This is a genomic window from Pseudomonas triticifolii, assembly GCF_014358015.1.
GTDB classification, from domain to species: domain Bacteria; phylum Pseudomonadota; class Gammaproteobacteria; order Pseudomonadales; family Pseudomonadaceae; genus Aquipseudomonas; species Aquipseudomonas triticifolii.
The window spans coordinates 82,679-104,207 of the sequence record NZ_JACONV010000004.1 but is presented as its reverse complement, the minus strand read 5'-3'; the positions used below and the strand labels follow the sequence as shown (position 1 = coordinate 104,207).

The window sequence follows — 21,529 nt, the reverse complement described above, 5'->3', positions numbered from 1 at the left end:
ACAGTCCTTTCAAATAAGCGCTCGCTGCATACCCATGCAACGAGCGCTGTTCACTGTGGCGTCTGTTTCGCCCGTCAGAAGTCCAGCGTCAGGCCCGCATAAACCGCGCGACCATCACCTGGGGCATGCAGCGACTGCTCCACGCCACTGCTGGCGTCGTACCACACGTATTCGAAATACTTGTTCGCGATGTTCTTCGCCTGAAGATCGAGGCTCAGTTCTGGTGACAGTTGGTATGTCACCCCGAGATTGATCAACACGTAACTCCCGAACGTGCCGGTGCTGTTGGTGCGTTCCAGATAGTAGTCACTTTGCCCGTTGATCCAGGTCGAGAGCTCAAGTTTGGGTGTCAGTTGATAGGTTGAGCCTGCGGAATAAAGGTGGTGGGGAACGTGGTCCATTTCCTTGCCTTCGCTGGCCGGAAGATTGGGGTTGGGTTTGAGAATTTCGGAGAATTGCCTGGAGTAGGACAGCCACAGGCTGCTGGCATCCGTCGGGTAGACATTGAGTTGCACGTCCCAACCTTTGCGCAGCGTCTGCCCGACGTTTTCGGCATCGCCGACGGCGTCGTTTAGCTTGCGTTGCACCTCATCCGAGGCCTTCTGCTCCCAATAGGCGATGCGTCCGTTGATCCAGTCGACCGGCTGGAATTTGATCCCGGTTTCCCAGCCATCATTGATCGAAGGCTTCAAGTCATCGGCTTGCGTTGCCAGGCGATAGGCCGCAGAGCCGACGCCGATCTGATAGCTGCGACCCCAGTTGGCATACACGCTTGCCTGCTCCCATGGCGAATAGACCACGCTGAGTTTGGGCTGACGAATCTGGCCGTAATCGTTGACGTCTGCACGTTCGCCCGTCAGCTCGTTGGTGTAGTCGCCGTAGACCTTGTCGACGCGGTACGCCGGAGTAATCTTCAGTGACTGGAACGGCTCGATCACCGCCTGCACGTAAGCACCGTATACATTCAGGTCGAACTGCTGATCGCGGGTCTGCGTCACCCGTGAGCGTTGCAGGGTTCGATACCGCAGGCTCTGGTTTTCCTGACGCTGCACTTCAGCGCCACCTTCCAGCGCGAAGGCATACAGATGCTCGACCTCGGGACGCCAGGTCAGATTGCTCAGCGCGCCGTATTGCGTTTCGTCGCTGTAGCGCTCCTGTTGCGACGAGGTGCGCCAATACTGCGTCCAGCGGCGGTCCTCGAAGGTGTTCACATAGGCTTTGCTGGCCCAGCTCAAGGTGTCTGAAAGCGTGGTATCCAGGTGCAGGCTGAGCTGATTCATCTCACGCTCGCCGGTATCGGTCGCGTTGTTGGCATAAGACTGGCGAGCGCGGTCGTGTGCGTCATACCGGCTCAAATAGCCAGCCTCGTCAGCATCGGCGGTGTAATGGCGCGCAATAAGGCCTGCTCGCCAGCGCTCATCGTCTGGGGTGTAGAACCATTTGCCGGAAAAGCTCATGCGCTCGGCTTCAGCGTGATTGCGGTAACCCTCGCTGCCCTGATAGCTGAACGAATAATTCTGACTCCAGTTGCCTTGCTCGACGCCTTTGACCAGTTGCAGTTCGCGCGTATCGAAACTGCCATAGCGCAGCCGCAGTTTCCCGTCATTACCGCCCTGGCGCGTGTTGATGCTCGCGTTGCCGGCAATGTTGTGCAAGCCATATCGCGGGTCATTGGTGCCACGGACCACTTCGATGTTGTCGATTTCCAGCGGGAAGATCATGTCAATGAACGGCATGTTGCCGTCATTGGTGTTACTGGGAATGCCATCGATCAACAACTTGACCGCGTTGACTTCCCCTTCGCCGTTAAACCCGCGAAATGAGAGCTTGCCTGAGGTGGTGCCTTGGTTGAACTGCGTCAGCATGACGCCGGGGACGCGGCCGAACAGCTCCCAGCTGTATTGCACGGGCTGTTTTTCCAGGATATCAGCGCCCAGTACATCGACTGAGCTCAGGATATTGCGACTGGCCAGCGGGCCGTTTTGCCCTGCTGAAACCGCTACGGCACCGAGCGTAACGACCGAGTCTGCGCTGTCACGCGTCTCGGCGATTGCTTCACCAAGCGGCGTGAGTGCAAACAGACAGGACAGCATGATGGGCGATGCGGAGTGAGAGGTACGGGTTGTTTTCATGAACCAGGTGTTCCACGCAAAAAAGTGACGCTGTTCCAACGCGCGCGCAGGAGCGTGCCCGTGGGTTCAGGTTGATTGAGTCACACAGCGAGGACGTGCAGAGGCGGTGAGCGAGGGCTGACGGAGGGCCACAGGTAGCGCGGAGGCGGCTGCGCCCAGGAGCGAACGGTGATGGGTGAAACGCTTGTGGCGGGAGCCAGATTCAGCATCCAGTCAGCGGTTTGGCTGGCCGTCAGCACCGTGACGGATGAACAGACAGGGCAGGAGAGCTGGGGGAGGGCGTTTTGCTTTTGATCTGACTCGCTTGAATCCAGGCCCAGGCTGCCGGAACTGTCCATGGCGCAATAGCCGCCATTGAGGCCGCTCAACGCCAGACCGCCCATTTGCCCGTGATGAAGACCGCAGAAAAACAGGCTGAGCAGGACACTGGCGTACAGCGTCCATGCAATCAGCGATTTGTCATCACGGGTCATTTTCATGGGGCGGAACTTTATCACCGCCGTATTTTTTCATCCGCTGACCTGATGTGGCGAATTGTCGCAGTGGGCACGGCAGGTCAGGTGTTCGCGTCAAGGGCTGACGGATGTCTGTAAGAAACCCGATGCGGATGCATAAGGCGATGCAAGTTGCCGCGCATCGTTTTGCGTCATGAAGGACGTTGCCAGAAACAGCAGACCCAGCGCCGCCGCAATTGCGCCTTTGGGTTTGCGCACGTTGAGGTGAGCCATGCCGGACAGGATCAGGTGATAGAAGATGCCCGCGTAGGCCAGATCGCTGAGCGCCACATTGAAGCGCGACAGAATCAGCACAGGCCCGAGCACCTTGACCACGATCATGAACGGTACCAGACAGGACGCGGAATAACCCAGTTCGGCCTGCGCCTGACGCACATAATCCTGTTGGGTGATGTACAGATAAGCCGATGCGAAATACAGCAACGACAACAGTGCGGTGCTGACCCAATAAAGATAAACGGCCATGACAAGCCCCCGATAAGTGAGTGGTGGTCCAACGGCGGTGAGCATGTCGGCCTGGATGAAAAGTAACAAGTAGGATGAATTAAAAGCCCTTAGTATGGAAAATATGACTCACCGTATTATCAAACACTTATACGGAAAAAGAGAGGCGGGTATTACTGCATGATCGGTGAATTAACGCCCGATGAAAGTGCGTTTTTCCTGGGCGATGCACCGGTCTGAAGCGTCATGAAAAACTAATTAAAGCGCATTGAAAAAAGCGGTATACCGTCACGAAATGTCTATGTTATGTTGATAACAGAGTTGCACGAACTGATCGATGAGTAACATTTCCGTGTTTCGCCCGCCGGGCCTATTGATGGATGACCTGATGGAAAAGCCCAGCTTTCTTGAGGCGCTTGAGCAGCAGTTCGCGGACCTGACACCGACCGGAAAACGGATCGCGGGTTACCTGCTGGCCAATCCGCAGAAGTTGCCGTTCGAGACCGCTGACAGCATCGCGTTGCAGGCAGGCACGACCGGAATATCAGTAGGCCGCTTCTTGCGTTCACTGGGTTATCGCAACATCGACGATGTGAAACGCAGCCTGAGAGGGGATGAGGGCGGCCTTTGGGTGCTGACTGACCGGCTGGGAGCCTTTCGGGAAGAGGCCAGCCATGGGGACACGCTCGAAAGGTCGATGAAACGCGAAGTCGAAGCCATTCAGCGGGTGTATGCGCTGGCCAGGGGTGAGGTCTTTGCCAACATTGTCGAGCGATTGTCGAGCGCGGATGCGGTGTTCATCGTGGGCATTCAAACCACGCGCGGCATCCTCAATGCGTTCTTCAGTCACCTGGAATACATCAGGCCCAAAGTGTATTACGTGGATGGGTTGTCGGGCACGTATGCAGAGTCGCTCAATTCCGGATTCGATAATCCGTATGCCGTGATTGCCGACTTTCGTATGTATTCCGCGGTGGCGCGTACGTTTTGCGAAGTGGCCGCCCAGCGCAACTTGCCACTGGCGTTCATTACCGACTTTCAATGTCCCTGGGCGCGGGATTACCCCGCGGACCTGTTGCAACTGGACACGGATGTCGGGCAGTTCTGGGATTCGCTGGCACCCTTGACCTGCCTGCTTAATTTGATGGTGTCAGCCGTGGCAGAAAGTTACGGCAATCGCCTGGATGAGCGACTGGCTAAAAACCGTGAGTTGCAAACACTGTTTGGTCAGTTTGATTAAGTTCTTTTTCATTGTTACTGCACGCTGCTATCGCACGCTTCGGAGTTCGTGAGTGAATACTAATCCTTTGGTTGAGGTCGACGCCCGGGCGCTTCAGATCGAGATCGATCTTATCTACGCCAGTGCCCACAACCTGGCCGGCAAACGCATCTATCAGGATTCGCGCTGCCTGTTGCACCACGATGCGGAAGTCTGTTTGCGCAAGGCGAGCGACCTGGCCCGAAACGCCGGGCTGACGTTACGTGTGTTCGATGCCTATCGTCCGCCGTATGCCCAATACCTTCTGTGGGATGCACTGCCCAATTCCGAGTATGTCCGCGACCCTGAACTGGGTTCGCACCACACGCGTGGTGTTGCAGTTGACCTGACACTGGTCGACGCCTCGGGCGAGGCGCTGGACATGGGAACCGGCTTCGATGACATGCGTGAGAAGTCCCACCAGTTTCATCCAGACCTCCCGGCTCAGGTGCAACGCAATCGCCTGATGCTGCTGGGCATCATGCTAGCGGCAGGGTTCACCTACATCGACAGCGAATGGTGGCATTACGAATTGCCCGGTGCGGATGACTACCCGCTCATCGATGACGCGTCCATCGCGCCTGCACATTGAATCAAAGACCGTGAAACCTGACCGGGACACCCAAGAATCCCGGCGATCAACATCAGCGTCATGAGCGAGCACAGAGGCCATCAGGCGTCTTTTTTACTGCCCGGTATAGCTTCAATAAAAAACCGACGAACTTCCCTATCGAATGATCAAGGAACCGGCATGAACTCCATCGTTAAACCCAAGAATCTGGCGATTGCGCTGTTTGTCACGGCCATGGGCCTGGGCGTCTGGCAGTCGGCCAGTGCCGCCGTTGCCCAGGACACGCTGATGATCGGCAAACCGTCCGATCCGCAGACCCTCGACCCTGCCGTGACCATCGACAACAATGACTGGACCGTCACCTACCCGGCGTATCAGCGGCTGGTGACCTACAAGGTTGAAAACGGCAAGGGCAGCACCGAGGTGCAGGGCGAACTGGCCAGCAACTGGACGACGTCGCCAGACGGCCTGACCTGGGAATTCAAACTCAAGCCGGGCAACAAATTCGACGACGGTTCAGAGGTGAATGCCGAAGCGGTCAAATTCTCGTTTGACCGGGTGATGAAGCTCAAACAGGGTCCGTCCGGTGCCTTTCCCGAGGACATGACGGTCTCGGTGGTTGACCCCATGACGGTGCGGTTTGTCCTGACCGCTCCCTACGCGCCGTTCCTGTCCACCCTGGCCCACAACGGCGCGGCCATCGTCAACCCGGCTGCCGCCAGACAGGTTGAAGGCGCCGAGGCCTATCTCTCGACTCACACCGCGGGGTCGGGTGCGTTCAAGCTGACCAATTGGCAAAAAGGCCAGACGCTCACGATGGAGCAGAACGGCTACTACGCAGGCCCCAAACCAACTCTGCAGAAAGTGGTGATCAAGATCATCGGTGAGGCGTCGGTGCGCAGGCTGCAACTGGAGCATGGGGACCTCGACATCGTTGAAGACATGCCCGAAGACCAATTGGCTGCGCTGAGCAAGAAGTCGGGCGTGGTGGTCGGCGATTACCCTTCGCTGCGGGTCACGCTGTTGTACTTCAATACTCAGAAAGGCCCGATGAGCAACCCTGACGCTCGCCGGGCAGTCATCGAGTCGCTGGACTACAACGGTATTATCACCGGTATTCTGGGCGGTAAGGCCAAACCGTTGAACGGCCCTATTCCGCAGGGCATGTGGGCCTATGATGAAAAGCTTGTGCCCATGAAGCAGGACCTTGCCAAAGCGAAAGCCGACCTTACCAAGGTCTCGCCCAAGCTGAGCAAACTGACGTTCATGTATTCCGACAAGGACCCTAACTGGGAACCTATCGGCCTGACCTTGCAGGCCGGGCTTCAGTCGCTGGGCGTTAATCTGAAGATGGAAAAACTGGCGAACGCCAGCATGCGTGAGCGGCTGGGCAAAGGTGATTTCGATGTTGCCATCGGCTCGTGGAGTCCTGACTTCGCCGACCCCTACATGTTCATGAACTTCTTTTTCGACTCCAGGCTCAAGGGGCTGGCGGGTAATCGCTCGATGTACGAAAACCCTGCCGTCGATAAGTTGATTCGTGAGTCTGCGACCACGCTGGACATGGCCAAACGTGTCGAACTTTATCAGCAGGCGCAGAAGATCGTGTTGACCGACAGTGTCTATGCCTACCTCTATCAGAAGTCTTACACGGTGCCGATGAGCGATAAGGTCAAAGGCTATGTGTTCAACCCGATGCTGGAACAGGTGTTCAACGTCGGGACCCTGACCAAGTAAGTCAGCGTCCATGACCGCCGCGCTCAATTGACCTCGCCATCAAGGCGAGGTCACGGCAGCGGCGTGCTCGCGAAACGTTTCGCTCTGCCCACTGTACGTGTTACCGAGGTGCCTGATGGCCTTCCTGAATATCTTGCGCAAACGCCTGGGCGGTCTTCTGCTCGTCGTGTTTGGCGTGTCGTTGATCACGTTTTCGATATCACACTTGATCCCTGGCGATCCCGCGCGATTGATTGCCGGTGACCGGGCGACAGACGCGATCGTGGAAAACATTCGTCACCAGTTGGGTCTCGATCTGCCGCTTTATCAACAGTACGGCCGTTACATGCTGGATTTGCTGCAGGGCGACCTCGGCACATCGATTCGCACCAATCGTCCCGTTCTCGAAGACCTTCAAACGTTCTTCCCGGCCACCCTTGAACTGGCATTGGTGGCCCTGACCCTGTCGATTATCGTCGGCGTGCCGCTGGGGGTGTTGTCAGCGGTGTACCACAACCGGTTTATCGATCAGGTGGCGCGTACCCTGGCGGTCACCGGAATTTCAACCCCGGCGTTCTGGCTGGGGCTGGGGCTGATCGTGCTGTTTTATGGCCATCTGAACTGGCTGCCGGGCAGCGGGCGTATCGACGAAGGGCTGCAGCCACCGCCAACGGTCACCGGTTTCTATCTCATCGATACGCTGCTGGTCGGCGATACCGCGTTGTTCTTCAATGCGCTGAAACACCTGATCCTCCCGGCGATCACACTGGGCTTCGTCAATCTCGGCATCGTGGCGCGTCAGATCCGTTCGGCGATGCTCGATCAACTGGGCGAAGACTACATCCGCACCGCCCGGGCCTACGGGCTTTCGAAGTGGTCAGTGATCCTGAAACACGCCTTGCCGAACGCGCTGATTCCATCGATCACGGTACTGGGTCTTACCCTCGGCGATCTGTTGTACGGGGCCGTGCTCACCGAAACGGTTTTTGCCTGGCCAGGCATGGGTGCCTATGTGGTGAAGTCGATCCAGTCGCTGGATTTTCCTGCAGTCATGGGCTTCGCCATTCTGGTGTCGTTTATCTACGTAATGCTCAATATGGTGATTGATCTGTTGTATCGCTTGGTCGATCCACGTATTGGCGAGGTCAACTGAAATGTCCAGTCCTGTTGCTGCTCCTGTGGTCGCGCCGTTGCTCAAGTCCGAGGGCTGGCGAGAGAAGTTCGCCTGGCTGGCCCATCAGATCGGGCGCAGTCCGCTGACCATGGCCGGGCTTTTGATTACGTTCATCGTGCTGATGGTGATGCTGTTTGCGCCATGGCTGGCACCGCATGATCCCAATGCACTGAACCTCACCCAACGGCTGGCCGCGCCCTCGGCTGCGCACTGGTTCGGCACCGACGAAGTGGGTCGGGACCTGTTCAGCCGCGTGCTGTACGGCAGTCAGCAATCGGTGGGTGTGGGCTTGTTCGTGGCCTTCGCGTCGTGCCTGGCCGGCGGGCTGCTGGGTTGCCTCTCGGGGATCATCGGCGGGCGTTTCGACAGCCTGATCATGCGCCTGATGGACATCATGCTGTCGGTGCCTTCGCTGGTATTGATCATGGCGTTGGCGGCTGCGCTTGGCCCGAGCCTGTTCAATGCAATGCTGGCGATCACGCTGGTGCGAATCCCGTTCTATGTACGTCTGGCGCGAGGGCAGGCGTTGAGTATTCGTCAGATGGGCTACGTCAAGGCCGCCGAGACCTTCGGTGCCGGACGCTGGCACATGGTGAGCTGGCACGTGGCGCGTAACGCCATGCCGCCGTTGCTGGTGCAGCTCAGTCTCGATATCGGCGGCGCTATTCTGATGGCCTCGGCGCTGGGTTTCATCGGCCTTGGTGCGCAGCAACCCACTGCCGAGTGGGGCGCGATGGTCGCCACCGGCCGCAACTACATCCTCGACCAATGGTGGTATTCGACGTTTCCCGGCCTCGCGATTCTGGTCACGGCCACGGGATTCAATCTACTGGGCGACGGCATCCGGGATCTTCTGGATCCACGGCAGCAGGGGAAATGACCATGCAGACTCACACCGGCACCCCAGCGGGTGCGACCAGGCCTGTCCTGAGCATTGATAATCTGGGCATTGAATTTCCGGCCTACAAGGGGACCGTCAAGGCGTTGAACGGCGTGTCGCTGCACGTCAACCCGGGGGAGATTGTGGGCGTTATCGGCGAGTCGGGCTCCGGCAAGTCAGTGACCGCGATGCTCAGCCTGCGACTGTTGCCCGAGCGCTCCTATCAGGTCAAAAGCGGATCCCTGACGATCTTGGGTCGCGACATGCTGACGGCCGCCGAGCGTGATCTCCTGAGCGTGCGTGGCCGAGATGCCGCGATGATCTTTCAGGAGCCCATGACCGCCTTGAACCCGACCCGGCGGATCGGCCGTCAGATGCTCGATGTGATCATCCATCATCAGCACCTGAGCAAGGCTCAGGCGCACGGGAAAGCCGTGAGCCTGCTGCGCGACATGCACATCGCCGATCCCGAGCAGGTCATGAACAGTTACCCGTTCGAGCTGTCCGGCGGCATGCGCCAGCGGGTGATGATTGCCCTGGCATTCTCCTGTGATCCGCAGCTGTTGATCGCCGATGAGCCCACCACGGCGCTGGATGTCACGGTGCAGCGACAGGTGCTATTGCTGCTGCGCGAAAAGGCGCGTCAACGCGGCACCGCCATTCTGTTGATCACCCATGACATGGCGCTGGTCTCGCAGTTCTGTGACCGCGTCTACGTGATGTATACCGGCGCGGTGGTGGAGCAGGGCGTGACCCGAGAGGTCATGGCCGATCCTCGCCACCCCTACACCCAAGGGCTGTTGAGCGGTCTGCCGGAACAAGTCAGTCCGGGTCAGGACCTGATGACCATCCCGGGCCAGGTGCCCAATCTGTCGGCATTGCCACAGGGCTGTACGTTTCGGGAGCGCTGCAGTTTTGCCATGGACCAATGCGCTCGGCGACCACCCATGCAAATCATTGATGAGGCGGCTGATCGCAAGAGCGCCTGTTGGCTGAGCGCGCCATCCCATTCCCCGATTCAGGAGTCGCTGTCATGACTGCACCTGCACTCAGATCTCCCGAGCTTTCAGGCTCTGCCATTCTGGGGCTGAACGACGTACGCGTTCATTACCCGATGGGCACCGATTGGCTGGGCAGACCCAAAGCCGTCGCGCACGCCTTGAATGGCATCGATATCGACGTTCGGGCAGGTGAAACCCTGGGCGTGGTGGGCGAATCCGGCTGCGGCAAAAGCACCCTCGCGCAGTTGCTCATGGGGCTGATCAAGCCTACGTCGGGAACATTGAACTGGGCGTACAACAATTCGCATGAGCGCAACAGCAACGTACAGATTGTGTTTCAGGACCCCCAGTCTTCACTCGATCCCCGGTTGCCTGTCTGGAAGATCATCACCGAGCCGCTGTTCGTGCAACGTGCTGCCCCGCGCCGTGACATGCGCGAGATAGCCGCCAGAGTCGCCGGGCAGGTCGGGATTCGTCCTGAGTACATGGACCGCTTTGCCCACCAGTTTTCAGGCGGGCAGCGACAGCGCATCGCCATTGCCCGAGCGCTGTCGTCCAACCCGGATATCATCGTGCTCGATGAGCCGACGTCTGCGCTGGATATCTCCGTTCAGGCACAGATACTCAATCTGTTGAGCGAACTGCAGCGCACTCGCGAGCTGACCTACATCCTGATTTCCCACAACGTGTCTGTCGTTCGCCATATGGCCGACCGCGTGGCGGTGATGTACCTGGGGCAGATCGTCGAGCTGGGCAGCGCGTCGCAGGTGCTGGAACGGCCTCGGCATCCTTACACCCAATTGCTGCTGGACGCAGTGCCTCGACTGGGCGTATCGATAGACGACGCGCAGGCCTCGGCGCCGACCGAGTTGCCGGGTAATCGAAACCTGCCAACCGGCTGCTACTTTCGTGATCGCTGCCCGAAGGCGACCTTGGGGTGTGAACGTGCGCAATCACTCTTGCCCGTGAGTCATCCGGCCGCTGACCCGTGGCAGGTTCGCTGTCATCTGGAGTCAGTGGCGTGAGCGCAATGAACTGAAAGGTACTCAGCATGGAAAACCAGACGGACAAACCTGTCGAACTCAATATGCATGAAGAAATGCGCCGTGCATTTTCATTGCTGTCAGGCAAATGGAAGCTGGAGATCATGTGGCTGGTCAATCAGCGCATCTACCGCTTTGGTGAGCTGCGCAAGGCCATTCCCGGAATCACCCAGCACATGCTCACGGCACAGCTTCGCGAGCTGGAGGCTGACGGTCTGGTGACGCGCACCGTGTTCGCCGAAGTGCCTCCCCGTGTCGAATACGAAATGACCGAAAAGGCCCGAGGTCTTGCGCCGACCATGGAGGCGCTGATGCTCTGGTGGCAGGAATACGGTGCCAGCGTACCGGTCAGGTCCGCCGGGCGCGGTCGTGCAGCTAGGGCAGTGGAGGAGAAAGGCCAGTGAAGAGGGGCACTGACACGATGAGCGTGCCGATGCCCGCCGCGTCCAGGATGCGGCGGGAACGCCTGTACGAAGAGTTTCTTTTCAGCCTGTAGCGAGAGGTTCGTCGAGGCGCGGCGCTTAGCTTTTCATCGCCAGCGCAGCGGCTTGTTTTGCCTGCTCGCTGGACAGTGTGCCGTTTCGGGAAAGCTTGGCCAGGTTGTTGTTGGCGGTCATCAGGCTGTTGGTCAGTGCCCCCAGTTCGGATTGCACGCCCGCGACACGAGCCCGTCTCACGTCAGGGCTCAGGCTGGTATCCGCCATGAGGGCCTGAAGTTCCTCAAGCTTTTCCCGGATCTTTTGCTGCAGCTCGCGAATCATCTTCAGGATACTTTGCGCCTGTTCTGGCAATCCGCTCTCTTCAATGTCCTTGTTCGAATGGGCGCTATTGTCCTCGGCGGTTTTTTGCAGGCTAACGCTGGACAGCGACACTTTAACGCCTTCGGCGGGACTTTGTGCCGTGCTGTCGGACGCTACGTCCAGAGCATCATCGGCTGCGCTCTTTACGCCGGTGTTCAGCGTCGATGTCGGCGTAGCGCTGGCAAACTGCAAGTTAAGGGTGATCATGGTCTTCGCCTGAATGGATTCGCTTCATAAAGCTGTATCGACATTTATCTCGTTTTCTTCATTGCAGGTATTCAGGGACTTCAGACAATTGTGATCGCAACCTCATAATCCTGAGTGGACGCCGGAATTCGATGATGTGCCGCTTGAACAACAGGCGCACGCCCCGTTGCATGAACGCCCGGTAGGGTGTTTGTCGGCAAGAGCGGCTTGCCTGGATATCGTTGCTTCTGGAAAGCGCTCGGTGCTTCAGTTTGGAGGGGGTGTGCCGTGGGTCGCCTGGGCGTCTACCCGCGGCAGAAAGATCACGAATCGGGCACCGCCCAGCGGCGATGAGTCAACCGTCAGCCTGCCGCCCTGGCATTCAATCGCACGCCGACTGATCGCCAGCCCGAGCCCAAATCCTCCCGTTTCCCGATCACGGCTTCGGTCCATTCGGTAAAAAGGCTCGAAGATCAGTGCTCTTTCGCTGTCGGGTATGCCGATGCCGTCGTCTTCGACCGCGAGGTACAAGCCGTCTTTCGAGCAGGTCCAGATGCTGACCCGCACCTGGCTGGAACAATAGCGAATGGCGTTGCCAATCAGGTTGTGCAGGGCTCTTGCAGTCAGGCGCGGATCGAGTACGAAATGCTCGGGTGCTTTCTCGACCTGCAGGCTCAGCGTAAAGGGCCTAGGGTCGTCAAAAAAACCGCCCAGCACGCTGTCCAGATACGTCGACACAGGCACGCTTTGCCGGTCCGCTTGCTGATACGGCGATTGCAGGCGCGTGTAGGACAGCAGCTCGTCGATCAGGGTGTCCAGCTCCCGGATGTGCCCGACCATTTGCTCCAGCCTCAGCCGGGTAGGTGCTTCAAGCGGGTCTGCCAGCACCAGCGCCATACCGAACTCAAGCCTGGACAACGGCGTGCGCAGTTCATGGGACACGGCGCTCAACAATGCCTGCTGCTGATTGAGTAACTGTTCGATGTCCTGCGCCATCTTGTCGAACACCTGGGCCAGCTCGCCGATATTGGAGCGTGGCGAAATCCGGGTTCGTTGCGCCAGATTGCCGTTGCCCAGCATCATGGCGGTGTGTTTGAGCCGTTGCAGATCGCGCCAGTGCGGCCAGAACCAGATCGACAGGCAGCCCAGCATGGCGACGCCGACCAGCACGTTCATCAGCCAGTACATGATGTTGATATCGACCGGCGGTTCCGGGAACACCAGCGCTATTACCCGATCAGCCGAGAGTGGCGTCATCACGGTACTTGCCATGCCGTAATCACCGGTGCGCAGCGCGTTCCTTTCTTGTTCAAGCTCGGTTCGTTCGCTGGCAGAGAGGCTCGGGTCGGTGACCGACAGCACCCTCAACTCCAATGGCGCAAAATCGTTTTGCAGCTCGCGCTCGATGTCCGGCCAGGTCGCCGGAGAAGCCTGGGTGAAGCGGGTCTTGATCAGCTTCAGCGTGCCCCTCACCTGTTCCTGGTTGTAAGTCAGGTTGCGCTCTTCGAATACCTTGAGCACCAGTTCGGGCACCGCATACAACGCGATGGTGTAGGCCACCAGCAGAATCAGATAAAGCCGTGCGAGCATCTTGAGCATGGTGATCAGTCGACTAGTCAAAGGTGGAAAAAGGTAAACAGATCGAGCAGTTCGGGCTATGTGCGGTTTTTCTACCCGCCATCTCAGCGATTGGGCCGACGCCATCGCTGGCAAGCCGCCTCCCACCCTCCCGTGTCAGAGCTATAGAGGTGTCTCTCACAGGAAACTGCCTGTATTCGGGCAGGCCACGGGGTGTTTGACACGTGACTTACTCATCCCATTCAGCGCGGCTGAGCAAGTAGCCTTTGCCCCACACGGTCTTTATCTTTCGTGGGTCGCCGGGATCGTCTTCGAACTTGCGACGCAGCTTGGAAATGGCTACATCCACCGAACGGTCCACGCCATTGAACTCGATACCACGCAGTTGCTGGATCAACTGATCGCGGCTCAACACTTCGCCTACATGACGGGCCAGCACCAGCAACAGGTTGTATTCCCCTGACGACAGCTCGACGTCTTTTCCGCGCCACTGCACCTGACGCTCGGTGAGGTCGATCACTAACTGGCCGAGCACGATCTGCCGCGCATCATGGCGCGGCGCGGCAGGCGCGCTGCGGCGCAGCAGGGTACGAATGCGTGCCAGCAGGACCCGCGGCTCGCACGGCTTGGCGACGTAGTCATCGGCACCGGTTTCCAGGCCGAGAATCTGGTCGTCGTTCTGCCCACGCGCGGTGAGCATGATGATCGGCAGGGTGGGCTGTTCATCGCGCAACTGTCTGCAGACGTGCAGGCCGTCCAGCCCCGGCAGCATCAGGTCAAGGATGACCAGATCCGGCCGCAGTCGATGCATGCTTTCGAGTGCTCGGTCGCCACGGTTGACCACGCTCACCTGATAGTCAAACCGCTGCAGATAGCTGGCAATCAGCTCTGCCAGTGCGGTGTCATCCTCGACAAGCATGATCGTGGTCATTGTTCGGGCCGTTTCACAAAGAGGTTCAGCATAACCAAGGCATGACGCGTTAGCGCGAACCCTTAACACTTCTTCACATCTTCCCAACACTTGTTTACATGCGTTGGCGCGGGTGTCTCTAGCATGGCGTAACGTCCAGGGGAACGCCAATCATGCTGCCAGTCTTGCGTATTCATCCAAACCGTCTGCTCCTGTGCGCAGGCCTTGTCCTGCTCACCGCCTGCAGCGAGCCGCCTGCGCCGCAGGACGCGCCGCCTGTGCAGGTGAGCGTCGAAACCGTCACCACACAACCACTGACCCTCACCACCGAACTCAACGGCCGTCTGGTCTCGCCCCGTACCGCTGAGGTGCGCGCGCGCGTGGCCGGGATCGTGTTGCAGCGGGTCTATCGCGAAGGCACCGATGTCAAACAGGGTGATGTCCTGTTTCGTATCGACCCGGCGCCGTTTCAGGCCGATCTTGAAAGCGCCGAAGCGGCGTTGCGCAAGGCTGAAGCCAACCTCTATCAGACGCGCTTGCAATCGGAACGCTACGCCGAGCTGGTGAACATCAATGCCGTCAGCCGTCAGGACGCTGAAAACGCCAAGGCCGGTTTTCTGCAAGCCCAGGCAGACGTTGCGTCTGCCCGCGCGGCACTCAAACGCAGCCGCTTGAACCTGGACTATGCGACGGTCACGGCGCCGATTTCCGGGCGCATCGGCAAGGCGCTGGTCACCGAAGGCGCGCTGGTCGGGCAGGGCGATGCCACGGCGCTGGCGGTCATTCAGCAACTGCAACCCATCTACGCCGACATCAATCAGTCCACCCGACAGATCAGCGAACTGCGGCGTGCGTTGCAGCAAGGTCAGTTGCAGGCGCTTGAGCAGGGCTCAATCCGCGCCACGCTGCTTCAGGAAGACGGCAGCCCGTACCCGGAAAAAGGGCGGTTGCTGTTTTCCGACCTGACGGTGGATCAGAGCACCGGTCAGGTCACCCTGCGCAGCGAGTTTCCCAACCCTCGCAACGAGCTGTTGCCGGGAAGCTTCATTCGTGTGCAGCTGGATCAGGCGCGCACAGCGCAGGGGATTACCGTCGCCCAGCGTGCGGTGCAACGTGACGCGGCAGGCAAGGCGCTAGTGATGATCGTGGACGGCGATGGCAAGGTTCAGGAGCGTGCCGTGGAATTGGGCGCGGTGCAGCGTAATCGCTGGATTGTGCAGTCAGGCCTTGAGGCAGGTGATCGCGTGGTGGTCGCAGGCGTGCAGCATGTACAGCCCGGTGCGAAGGTCAATGCTGTAGAGCAGACTGCGCACGCTGCTGACCCGGAGCGTAAGTAATGGCCCTGTTCTTTATCAGCCGGCCGGTCTTCGCCTGGGTCATTGCGCTGTTCATCGTGCTGGCTGGCCTGTTGGCCATACCGAATTTGCCTGTCGCCCAATACCCCAGCGTCGCGCCCCCACAGATCGAGCTGACCGCCACCTATCCGGGTGCCTCGGCCCAGACCATCGATGAGAGTGTGGTGAGCCTGATCGAGCAGGAACTCAACGGCGTCAATCACCTGCTGTATTTCAGCTCCAGCAGCAGCCAGGGCACGGCGACCATGACCATCACCTTCCAGAACGGCACCGATCCGGAGCTGGCCAAGGTCGATGTGCAGAACCGCCTGAAAGTGATCGAGCCACGCCTGCCTCGGGCAGTGAGTCAGCAGGGGTTGCAGATAGAAGAAACCTCGGCAGGTTTCCTGATGATCGGCACGCTGACCTCCACCGACGGCCGTCTGGATGAAATCGCCCTGAGCGATTACATGGCGCGCAACGTGGTCAACGAACTCAAGCGTCTTGAGGGTGTGGGCAAGGCCCAGCTGTTCGGCTCCGAGCGCGCCATGCGAATCTGGATAGCCCCGCAGAAGCTGGTTGCCTATAACCTGACCCCCGCTGACGTGAGCCAGGCCATCGCCGAGCAGAACGTGCAGGTTTCGGCGGGCAGCATTGGCGATCTGCCTTCTGCGACCGATCAGGAGCTGACCGCGACCGTCATGGTCAAAGGGCAGCTCAGTACGCCGCAGGAATTCGCTGCCATTGTGCTTAAGGCCAATCCCAACGGCTCCACCGTGACCGTGGGCGACGTCGCGCGAGTCGAGGTGGGCGGTCAGAGCTACAACTTCGCGACGCGTCTGGACGGAAAGGCGTCCGTGGCTGTCGGCGTGCAACTGGCACCTGCAGGCAACGCCATGAGCACCGCGACGCGGGTGCGGGAAAAACTCGACGAGTTGTCGCGCTACTTCCCGGCCGGTGTGAAATATGACATTCCTTATGACACCTCGCCCTTCGTCAAAGTCTCGATCACAAAAGTGATCTACACCTTGATGGAAGCCATGGTGCTCGTGTTCATCGTGATGTTCGTCTTTCTGCAGAACATTCGTTACACGCTGATTCCGGCACTGGTGGTGCCGGTCGCCCTGATGGGCACATGTGCGGTGATGTACCTGTTGGGATTCTCGATCAACGTGCTGACGCTGTTCGGCATGGTGCTGGCCATCGGCATTCTGGTGGACGACGCCATTGTGGTGGTTGAGAACGTCGAGCGACTGATGGCGCAGGAAGGTCTGTCGCCCAAGGAGGCGACACGCAAGGCCATGGGTGAAATCAGCAGTGCGATCATCGGGATCACGCTGGTGCTCACCGCGGTGTTCATTCCGATGGCGTTCATGTCAGGCTCGGTCGGCGTGATCTATCAGCAGTTCTCGATTTCCATGGCCGTTGCCATCGTGTTCTCGGCGTTTCTGGCCTTGAGCCTGACGCCTGCGCTGTGCGCGACACTGCTCAAGCCGATCCCGGCGGGCTCGCATCATGAGAAGCGTGGCTTTTTCGGTGGGTTCAACCGCACGTTCGAGCGCTTCAGTGCCCGGTATGAAAGCTGGGTCCACAAAGCGGTGCACCGGATGGGTCGGTACATGTTTGTATTCCTGCTGCTGGTGGGCGTGATGGGGCTGCTGTTCAGCCGCTTGCCGTCCTCGTTTCTGCCGGTCGAGGATCAGGGCTACACCATCACCGATATCCAGTTGCCGCCCGGTGCGAGCCAGAGCCGCACCATTGAAATCGCCAAACAGATCGAAGCGCACAATGCGCAGGAGCCCGGTATCGCCAACACCGTGATGATTCTGGGCTTCAGCTTCTCCGGCAGTGGTCAGAATGCGGCGCTGGCCTTCACGACGCTGAAGGACTGGTCGCAGCGATCCGCAGAAGATTCTGCGCAGAGCATCGCAGACCGTGCCAGTGCAGTGTTCATGGGCTTCAAGGACGCCATGGTGTTCAGTCTGCTGCCGCCTCCGGTCGAAGGGCTGGGCACCTCGGGCGGTTTTGAGGTGCGGCTCCAGGATCGTGGCGCTCAGGGCTACAACGCGTTGACCCAGGCGCGGGACGAGCTATTGAGCAAGGCGGGCGCGAGTCCAGTCCTGCAGAACGTGCGCGAAGCCTCTCTGGCCGAAGCGCCGCAGGTCAATATCGAAGTGGACCGCCAGCAAGCCAATGCCATGGGCGTGTCGTTCTCGGACATCGCCAGTGTGCTCTCGACCTCGCTGGGCTCCGCGTACGTGAACGACTTTCCAAACAAAGGTCGCATGCAGCAGGTGATCGTGCAGAGCGAGGGGGATCGTCGCCAGCAGGTTGATGATCTGCTGCGTCTGGAAGTCAAAAACCGTGAGGGTCGCATGGTGCCGGTGTCTGCCTTCGCCAAGGCGACCTGGTCACGAGGGCCGGCCCAGCTCAACCGCTACAACGGCTATCCCGCCGTAAGCCTGTCTGGCGAACCTTCTCCGGGACACAGCACGGGTGAGGCGATGGATGAGCTGGAACGTCTGGCTTCGGCGTTGCCCAAGGGCTTCGCGCTGGAGTGGACAGGCCTGTCCTTGCAGGAGCGCGTGTCGGGCGGACAGGCGCCGCTGTTGATGGCGCTGTCCATGCTGGTGGTGTTCCTGTGTCTGGCGGCGCTCTATGAGAGCTGGGCGATACCGCTGGCCGTGCTGATGGTGGTGCCGTTGGGCATTCTGGGGGCAGTGCTGGCCGTCACGTTGCGTGGCATGCCCAACGATGTGTTTTTCAAGGTCGGTCTGATCACTATCATGGGGCTGTCGGCGAAGAACGCGATCCTGATTATCGAGTTTGCCAAGACGTTGAACGACCAAGGCATGGGTCGGGTCGAGGCAAGCATCCAGGCAGCGCGCCTGCGCCTGCGGCCGATTGTGATGACGTCGCTGGCGTTCATGCTCGGTGTGGTGCCGCTGGTGTTCGCCAGCGGCGCAAGCTCGGCCAGTCAGCAGGCGATTGGCACGGGCGTGATCGGCGGGATGCTCACTGCGACCCTGGCGGTGATCTTCGTGCCGGTGTTTTTCGTGCTGGTCATGGGGCTGGTAGAGCGGTTGAAGCGCTCCGGGCGGACGCAGTAAGCAGGCGAGCGCTGCGCTCAATACGGTGAAAAAAGGTTATCTGTCGTGCCTGGAAAAGCTGTAAATCGTTGGTGGATGTTGTTGTCGGTGATGATGGCGTCTCTGCCGATCGTACTGGACATGACTATTCTGCACGTCGCTGTGCCGTCGCTCGCCCTGGCCCTGCAAGCCAGCGGCACGCAGGTGGTGTGGATCATCGACATCTATCCGTCGCTGATGGCCAGCCTGTTGATCCCTATGGGCACGCTTGCCGCTGCACGCTCCATCGGCGAGACCATGATCGCCGCCAATGCCCTCGGCGGTGACAAGGCCCAGCCGCTGATGACGGCCGGACAGGCAGCGTTCAGTGCCTCGCACAGTCTGGTGCTGCTGGCGGCTGCGGGGTTGATCGGGGTGATGAGTGGTGTGGTGTGGCACGTGTTGCGCAGAACAGAGGCTCGCTAATCTGGCGTCTGACTGGCGCTGGCAACGTCATGGGCGATCAGAGTAGCGAGGGTGCCTCGAGATGAGTTCTCAAGACCCCATCGTCAGGCAAGGGGAGGGGCGTTACGAACACCACCCCATGCTTCATCTGAAAGCGCGCGTCGGATCCTGATCCTGGCCGCGTTCACTGATCAGCTCCTTGATCCTTGACGCCAACACCTCCAGCCCGAACGGCTTGGTCAGTATCTGCGTCTTGGGTTGCAGGTGGCAGCCGTCCAGCGCCGAGGTTTCGGCGTAGCCGGTGATGAACAGCGTGGGCAGGGCGGGACGATGCTTGCGCGCGACGTCGGCCATTTCCCGGCCGTTCATGCCGCCTGGCAGGCCGACATCGCTGATGAGCAGATCGATGTGCGTGTCCGACTGCAAAATTTCCAGGCCCGCCTGCGCGTCGGCGGCTTCGAGGGCGTGGTAGCCATGGTTTGACAGGACCTCGACGACCAGCATTCGCACGGACGGCTCGTCATCGACCACCAGCACGGTTTCGCCATGAGGGATTCGGGACGCGTCGTCTTTGCCCTTGCCAGCAGGATGCTGGCCGGCTTCAGCAATGTGTCGCGGCAGATGCATCACGATGGTGGTGCCTTGACCTTCCACCGACTCGACCTTGATCTGACCACCCGATTGCCTCACGAAGCCGTACACCATCGACAGGCCGAGGCCGGTGCCCGCGCCAATCGGTTTGGTGGTGAAAAACGGCTCGAATGCTTTGGCCACAGTGTCCGGGTTCATGCCGGTGCCGTTATCCGTCACGCGGATGCTCAGGTGTTCGCCAGCGGCAACACCGTGATCCGGGTCGATGCATTCGTCGAGCGATGCGTTGGCGGTTTCGATGACGATGCGGCCGCCGTTGGGCATGGCATCGCGGGCGTTCAGGCACAGATTCAGTAACGAGTTTTCCAGCTGTGCAGGGTCGATCAGTGCAGGCCACACGTTTTTATCGGCAACGACTTGCAGCTCTATGGACGGGCCAACCGTGCGACCGATCAATTCTTCCATGCCGTGAATCAAGGTATTCACGTTGGTCACTTCAGGCGACAACGTCTGACGCCTGGAAAAAGCCAGCAGACGATGGGTCAAGGACGCGGCTCTTCGGACGGCACCCTGAGCCACGCTGACGTATTTATCCACATCGGCCAGACGCCCCTGAGCCATGCGGGTCTGAATCATTTCCAGGCTGCCGGAAATACCGGCCAGCAGGTTATTGAAGTCGTGGGCAATGCCGCCGGTCAGTTGACCGACAGCGTCCATTTTCTGCGCGTGTCGCAGCGCATCTTCGACCTGTTCACGTTCGTGAATGGCCTGCCCTATACGTTGCTCCAGCGTCTGGTTGAGTTCCTGGACGGCCACCTCGGCCTGCTTTCTGGCCGTCACGTCGATTGATGAGCCGATCAGGCCGATGACTTCACCGTCGTCATTGAGCAGCGGGGCTTTGGTGGACAGGAACGTGGCGGCCGAGCCATCGGGCAGATTTACCTGTTCTTCGATCTGCTCGCTGGTGTTGGTGTCCATGATCCGGCGGTCGGTTTCCATGATGATCCGCGCCTGATCCTTGTCATCAAGGAAGTCCATGTCGGTCTTGCCGATGAAGAACTCCGGGGGTTTGCCGACCAAGGCGGCCGTGCCACGGTTGGCCACGAGCATTTTGCCCTCAAGATCCTTGGCGTAGACCACGCCTGGAACCGCCGCCGTGAAAATACGCAGCAACGAAGTGAGGCGATCGCGCTCCTGTTCGGCAGCGCGGCGGGCCTCGATATCCAGCAACACGCCAGGGCAACGCACGGCCTTGCCCTGAGCATCACGTTCTATACGGCTGGTGGCTTCTACCCAGCGATAAACGCCATCTTTTTGTCTGACCCGGTATTCACACCTGAAAACATCGCCGCTTTCGAGGATGTGGCTGATCGCATCTTTGACCCGCTGCACATCGTCCGGGTGGATGGACGCCATTACGCACTCAAGCGGTAAACCCTCGCGGCACTTTTGCTTCAGCAATCCGAAGCTGCGAGCAAAGCGTTCGTCGGCCACGAGCAGGTCGGCGGTGACGTCCCATACCCACGTGCCCACGACGGCGCCCGAGTCCAGCGCCAGCTGCATCTGCTCGAAGGTTTCCTCTGCAGGAGAACCCGATTGTTCTGAATGTATTGGCCCCATGTCAGGCGCATCATTATTCATACGGTCGACTCATTTACGCGCTTGGTTCGCAAGGCCTCAGTCATGAGGCAGTTTTACTGGGCAGAAGTTGTGCAAATCGAAAATTTTTGCGGTCGCTTGGTGCAACATAGACGTCACTGACACGTGATCATTCCATAAACCACGGACTTAGGTGATGTTAAAAGCACATCATGGTGCCCAGGCTGCCGTTAAAGGTTTACCGATGCCGGGTTTTTCAGCCGT

18 protein-coding genes are annotated in these 21,529 nt (G+C 59.3%); 11 read left to right on the top strand and 7 right to left on the bottom strand.

Features of this window, described 5'->3' with window-relative positions:
* Nucleotides 1-74: 74 nt before the first annotated feature.
* The 3 genes from H8S56_RS09320 to H8S56_RS09310 all read right to left on the bottom strand — a co-directional run bounded on the left by H8S56_RS09320 (nucleotide 75) and on the right by H8S56_RS09310 (nucleotide 3,112).
* Entirely contained in the window at nucleotides 75-2,132 is a 2,058-nt protein-coding gene (locus H8S56_RS09320; protein ID WP_187518475.1) for a TonB-dependent receptor, read from the bottom strand.
* Between the two features lie 80 nt (nucleotides 2,133-2,212).
* Nucleotides 2,213-2,611, bottom strand: coding sequence for a DUF2946 family protein (locus tag H8S56_RS09315; protein WP_024694215.1), 399 nt, complete (start codon nucleotides 2,609-2,611; stop codon nucleotides 2,213-2,215).
* A gap of 90 nt (nucleotides 2,612-2,701) precedes the next feature.
* Entirely contained in the window at nucleotides 2,702-3,112 is a 411-nt protein-coding gene (locus tag H8S56_RS09310; RefSeq protein WP_024686607.1) for a DoxX family protein, read from the bottom strand.
* Nucleotides 3,113-3,479: 367 nt separating this feature from the next.
* On the opposite strand from H8S56_RS09310, the gene H8S56_RS09305 reads away from it, so the two are divergent.
* The 8 genes from H8S56_RS09305 (at nucleotide 3,480) to H8S56_RS09270 (ending at nucleotide 11,138) form a co-directional block, all read left to right on the top strand.
* On the top strand, nucleotides 3,480-4,331 hold the full coding sequence (locus tag H8S56_RS09305; protein ID WP_187518557.1) for a MurR/RpiR family transcriptional regulator: 852 nt from the start codon (nucleotides 3,480-3,482) through the stop codon (nucleotides 4,329-4,331).
* 52 nt (nucleotides 4,332-4,383) lie between these two features.
* Nucleotides 4,384-4,941, top strand: coding sequence for a D-alanyl-D-alanine dipeptidase (gene ddpX, locus H8S56_RS09300; protein WP_024694217.1), 558 nt, complete (start codon nucleotides 4,384-4,386; stop codon nucleotides 4,939-4,941).
* A gap of 159 nt (nucleotides 4,942-5,100) precedes the next feature.
* Nucleotides 5,101-6,657 (top strand): ABC transporter substrate-binding protein, encoded by a 1,557-nt coding sequence (locus H8S56_RS09295; RefSeq protein WP_187518474.1) that lies wholly within the window; start codon nucleotides 5,101-5,103, stop codon nucleotides 6,655-6,657.
* A 115-nt stretch (nucleotides 6,658-6,772) separates the two neighbouring features.
* Nucleotides 6,773-7,789 carry an ABC transporter permease gene (locus tag H8S56_RS09290; RefSeq protein WP_024694219.1) on the top strand — a complete coding sequence of 339 codons (1,017 nt, stop codon included), beginning with the start codon at nucleotides 6,773-6,775 and terminating at the stop codon, nucleotides 7,787-7,789.
* Between the two features lies 1 nt (nucleotide 7,790).
* Entirely contained in the window at nucleotides 7,791-8,690 is a 900-nt protein-coding gene (gene ddpC, locus H8S56_RS09285; RefSeq protein WP_024686612.1) for a D,D-dipeptide ABC transporter permease, read from the top strand.
* A complete protein-coding gene (locus H8S56_RS09280; RefSeq protein ID WP_187518473.1) occupies nucleotides 8,687-9,727 on the top strand; it encodes an ABC transporter ATP-binding protein in 1,041 nt (346 codons plus the stop codon). Before ddpC ends, H8S56_RS09280 begins: the two co-directional genes overlap by 4 nt.
* Nucleotides 9,724-10,716, top strand: a complete 993-nt coding sequence (locus tag H8S56_RS09275; RefSeq protein ID WP_187518472.1) for an oligopeptide/dipeptide ABC transporter ATP-binding protein — start codon at nucleotides 9,724-9,726, stop codon at nucleotides 10,714-10,716. Before H8S56_RS09280 ends, H8S56_RS09275 begins: the two co-directional genes overlap by 4 nt.
* A 26-nt stretch (nucleotides 10,717-10,742) precedes the next feature.
* Nucleotides 10,743-11,138 (top strand): winged helix-turn-helix transcriptional regulator, encoded by a 396-nt coding sequence (locus H8S56_RS09270; protein ID WP_024686615.1) that lies wholly within the window; start codon nucleotides 10,743-10,745, stop codon nucleotides 11,136-11,138.
* Between the two features lie 117 nt (nucleotides 11,139-11,255).
* On the opposite strand, the gene H8S56_RS09265 is transcribed toward H8S56_RS09270, so the two are convergent.
* The 3 genes from H8S56_RS09265 to H8S56_RS09255 all read right to left on the bottom strand — a co-directional run bounded on the left by H8S56_RS09265 (nucleotide 11,256) and on the right by H8S56_RS09255 (nucleotide 14,229).
* Complete coding sequence (locus H8S56_RS09265; protein ID WP_187518471.1) at nucleotides 11,256-11,741, bottom strand: hypothetical protein; 486 nt, start codon at nucleotides 11,739-11,741, stop codon at nucleotides 11,256-11,258.
* A 246-nt stretch (nucleotides 11,742-11,987) separates the two neighbouring features.
* Entirely contained in the window at nucleotides 11,988-13,319 is a 1,332-nt protein-coding gene (locus tag H8S56_RS09260; RefSeq protein WP_187518470.1) for an ATP-binding protein, read from the bottom strand.
* Nucleotides 13,320-13,527: 208 nt separating this feature from the next.
* Nucleotides 13,528-14,229, bottom strand: a complete 702-nt coding sequence (locus H8S56_RS09255) for a response regulator transcription factor (protein ID WP_024686618.1) — start codon at nucleotides 14,227-14,229, stop codon at nucleotides 13,528-13,530.
* A gap of 152 nt (nucleotides 14,230-14,381) precedes the next feature.
* On the opposite strand from H8S56_RS09255, the gene H8S56_RS09250 reads away from it, so the two are divergent.
* The 3 genes from H8S56_RS09250 to H8S56_RS24845 are packed head-to-tail and all read left to right on the top strand — an operon-like array spanning nucleotide 14,382 to nucleotide 19,096.
* A complete protein-coding gene (locus H8S56_RS09250) occupies nucleotides 14,382-15,545 on the top strand; it encodes an efflux RND transporter periplasmic adaptor subunit (protein WP_187518469.1) in 1,164 nt (387 codons plus the stop codon).
* A complete protein-coding gene (locus tag H8S56_RS09245) occupies nucleotides 15,545-18,652 on the top strand; it encodes an efflux RND transporter permease subunit (RefSeq protein ID WP_187518468.1) in 3,108 nt (1,035 codons plus the stop codon). The genes H8S56_RS09250 and H8S56_RS09245 overlap by 1 nt, the downstream gene beginning before the upstream one ends.
* Nucleotides 18,653-18,697: 45 nt before the next feature.
* Entirely contained in the window at nucleotides 18,698-19,096 is a 399-nt protein-coding gene (locus tag H8S56_RS24845; RefSeq protein WP_408003789.1) for a hypothetical protein, read from the top strand.
* A gap of 123 nt (nucleotides 19,097-19,219) precedes the next feature.
* Here H8S56_RS24845 and H8S56_RS09235 read toward each other — a convergent pair whose 3' ends face one another.
* Complete coding sequence (locus tag H8S56_RS09235) at nucleotides 19,220-21,286, bottom strand: hybrid sensor histidine kinase/response regulator (RefSeq protein ID WP_235986765.1); 2,067 nt, start codon at nucleotides 21,284-21,286, stop codon at nucleotides 19,220-19,222.
* Between the last annotated feature and the right edge of the window lie 243 nt (nucleotides 21,287-21,529).

Excerpts from the sequence above, each read along its gene's own strand:
- H8S56_RS09265 (WP_187518471.1), bottom strand. The coding sequence starts at position 11,741 with ATGATCACCCTTAACTTGCAGTTTGCCAGCGCTACGCCGACATCGACG.
- H8S56_RS09280 (WP_187518473.1), top strand. The coding sequence starts at position 8,687 with ATGACCATGCAGACTCACACCGGCACCCCAGCGGGTGCGACCAGGCCT.
- H8S56_RS09315 (WP_024694215.1), bottom strand. The coding sequence starts at position 2,611 with ATGAAAATGACCCGTGATGACAAATCGCTGATTGCATGGACGCTGTAC.
- H8S56_RS09235 (WP_235986765.1), bottom strand. The coding sequence starts at position 21,286 with ATGGGGCCAATACATTCAGAACAATCGGGTTCTCCTGCAGAGGAAACC.
- H8S56_RS09275 (WP_187518472.1), top strand. The coding sequence starts at position 9,724 with ATGACTGCACCTGCACTCAGATCTCCCGAGCTTTCAGGCTCTGCCATT.
- H8S56_RS09320 (WP_187518475.1), bottom strand. The coding sequence starts at position 2,132 with ATGAAAACAACCCGTACCTCTCACTCCGCATCGCCCATCATGCTGTCC.
- H8S56_RS09245 (WP_187518468.1), top strand. The coding sequence starts at position 15,545 with ATGGCCCTGTTCTTTATCAGCCGGCCGGTCTTCGCCTGGGTCATTGCG.
- H8S56_RS09260 (WP_187518470.1), bottom strand. The coding sequence starts at position 13,319 with ATGCTCAAGATGCTCGCACGGCTTTATCTGATTCTGCTGGTGGCCTAC.
- H8S56_RS09270 (WP_024686615.1), top strand. The coding sequence starts at position 10,743 with ATGGAAAACCAGACGGACAAACCTGTCGAACTCAATATGCATGAAGAA.
- H8S56_RS09250 (WP_187518469.1), top strand. The coding sequence starts at position 14,382 with ATGCTGCCAGTCTTGCGTATTCATCCAAACCGTCTGCTCCTGTGCGCA.
- H8S56_RS09255 (WP_024686618.1), bottom strand. The coding sequence starts at position 14,229 with ATGACCACGATCATGCTTGTCGAGGATGACACCGCACTGGCAGAGCTG.
- H8S56_RS09305 (WP_187518557.1), top strand. The coding sequence starts at position 3,480 with ATGGAAAAGCCCAGCTTTCTTGAGGCGCTTGAGCAGCAGTTCGCGGAC.
- H8S56_RS09310 (WP_024686607.1), bottom strand. The coding sequence starts at position 3,112 with ATGGCCGTTTATCTTTATTGGGTCAGCACCGCACTGTTGTCGTTGCTG.
- H8S56_RS09290 (WP_024694219.1), top strand. The coding sequence starts at position 6,773 with ATGGCCTTCCTGAATATCTTGCGCAAACGCCTGGGCGGTCTTCTGCTC.
- ddpC (WP_024686612.1), top strand. The coding sequence starts at position 7,791 with ATGTCCAGTCCTGTTGCTGCTCCTGTGGTCGCGCCGTTGCTCAAGTCC.
- H8S56_RS09295 (WP_187518474.1), top strand. The coding sequence starts at position 5,101 with ATGAACTCCATCGTTAAACCCAAGAATCTGGCGATTGCGCTGTTTGTC.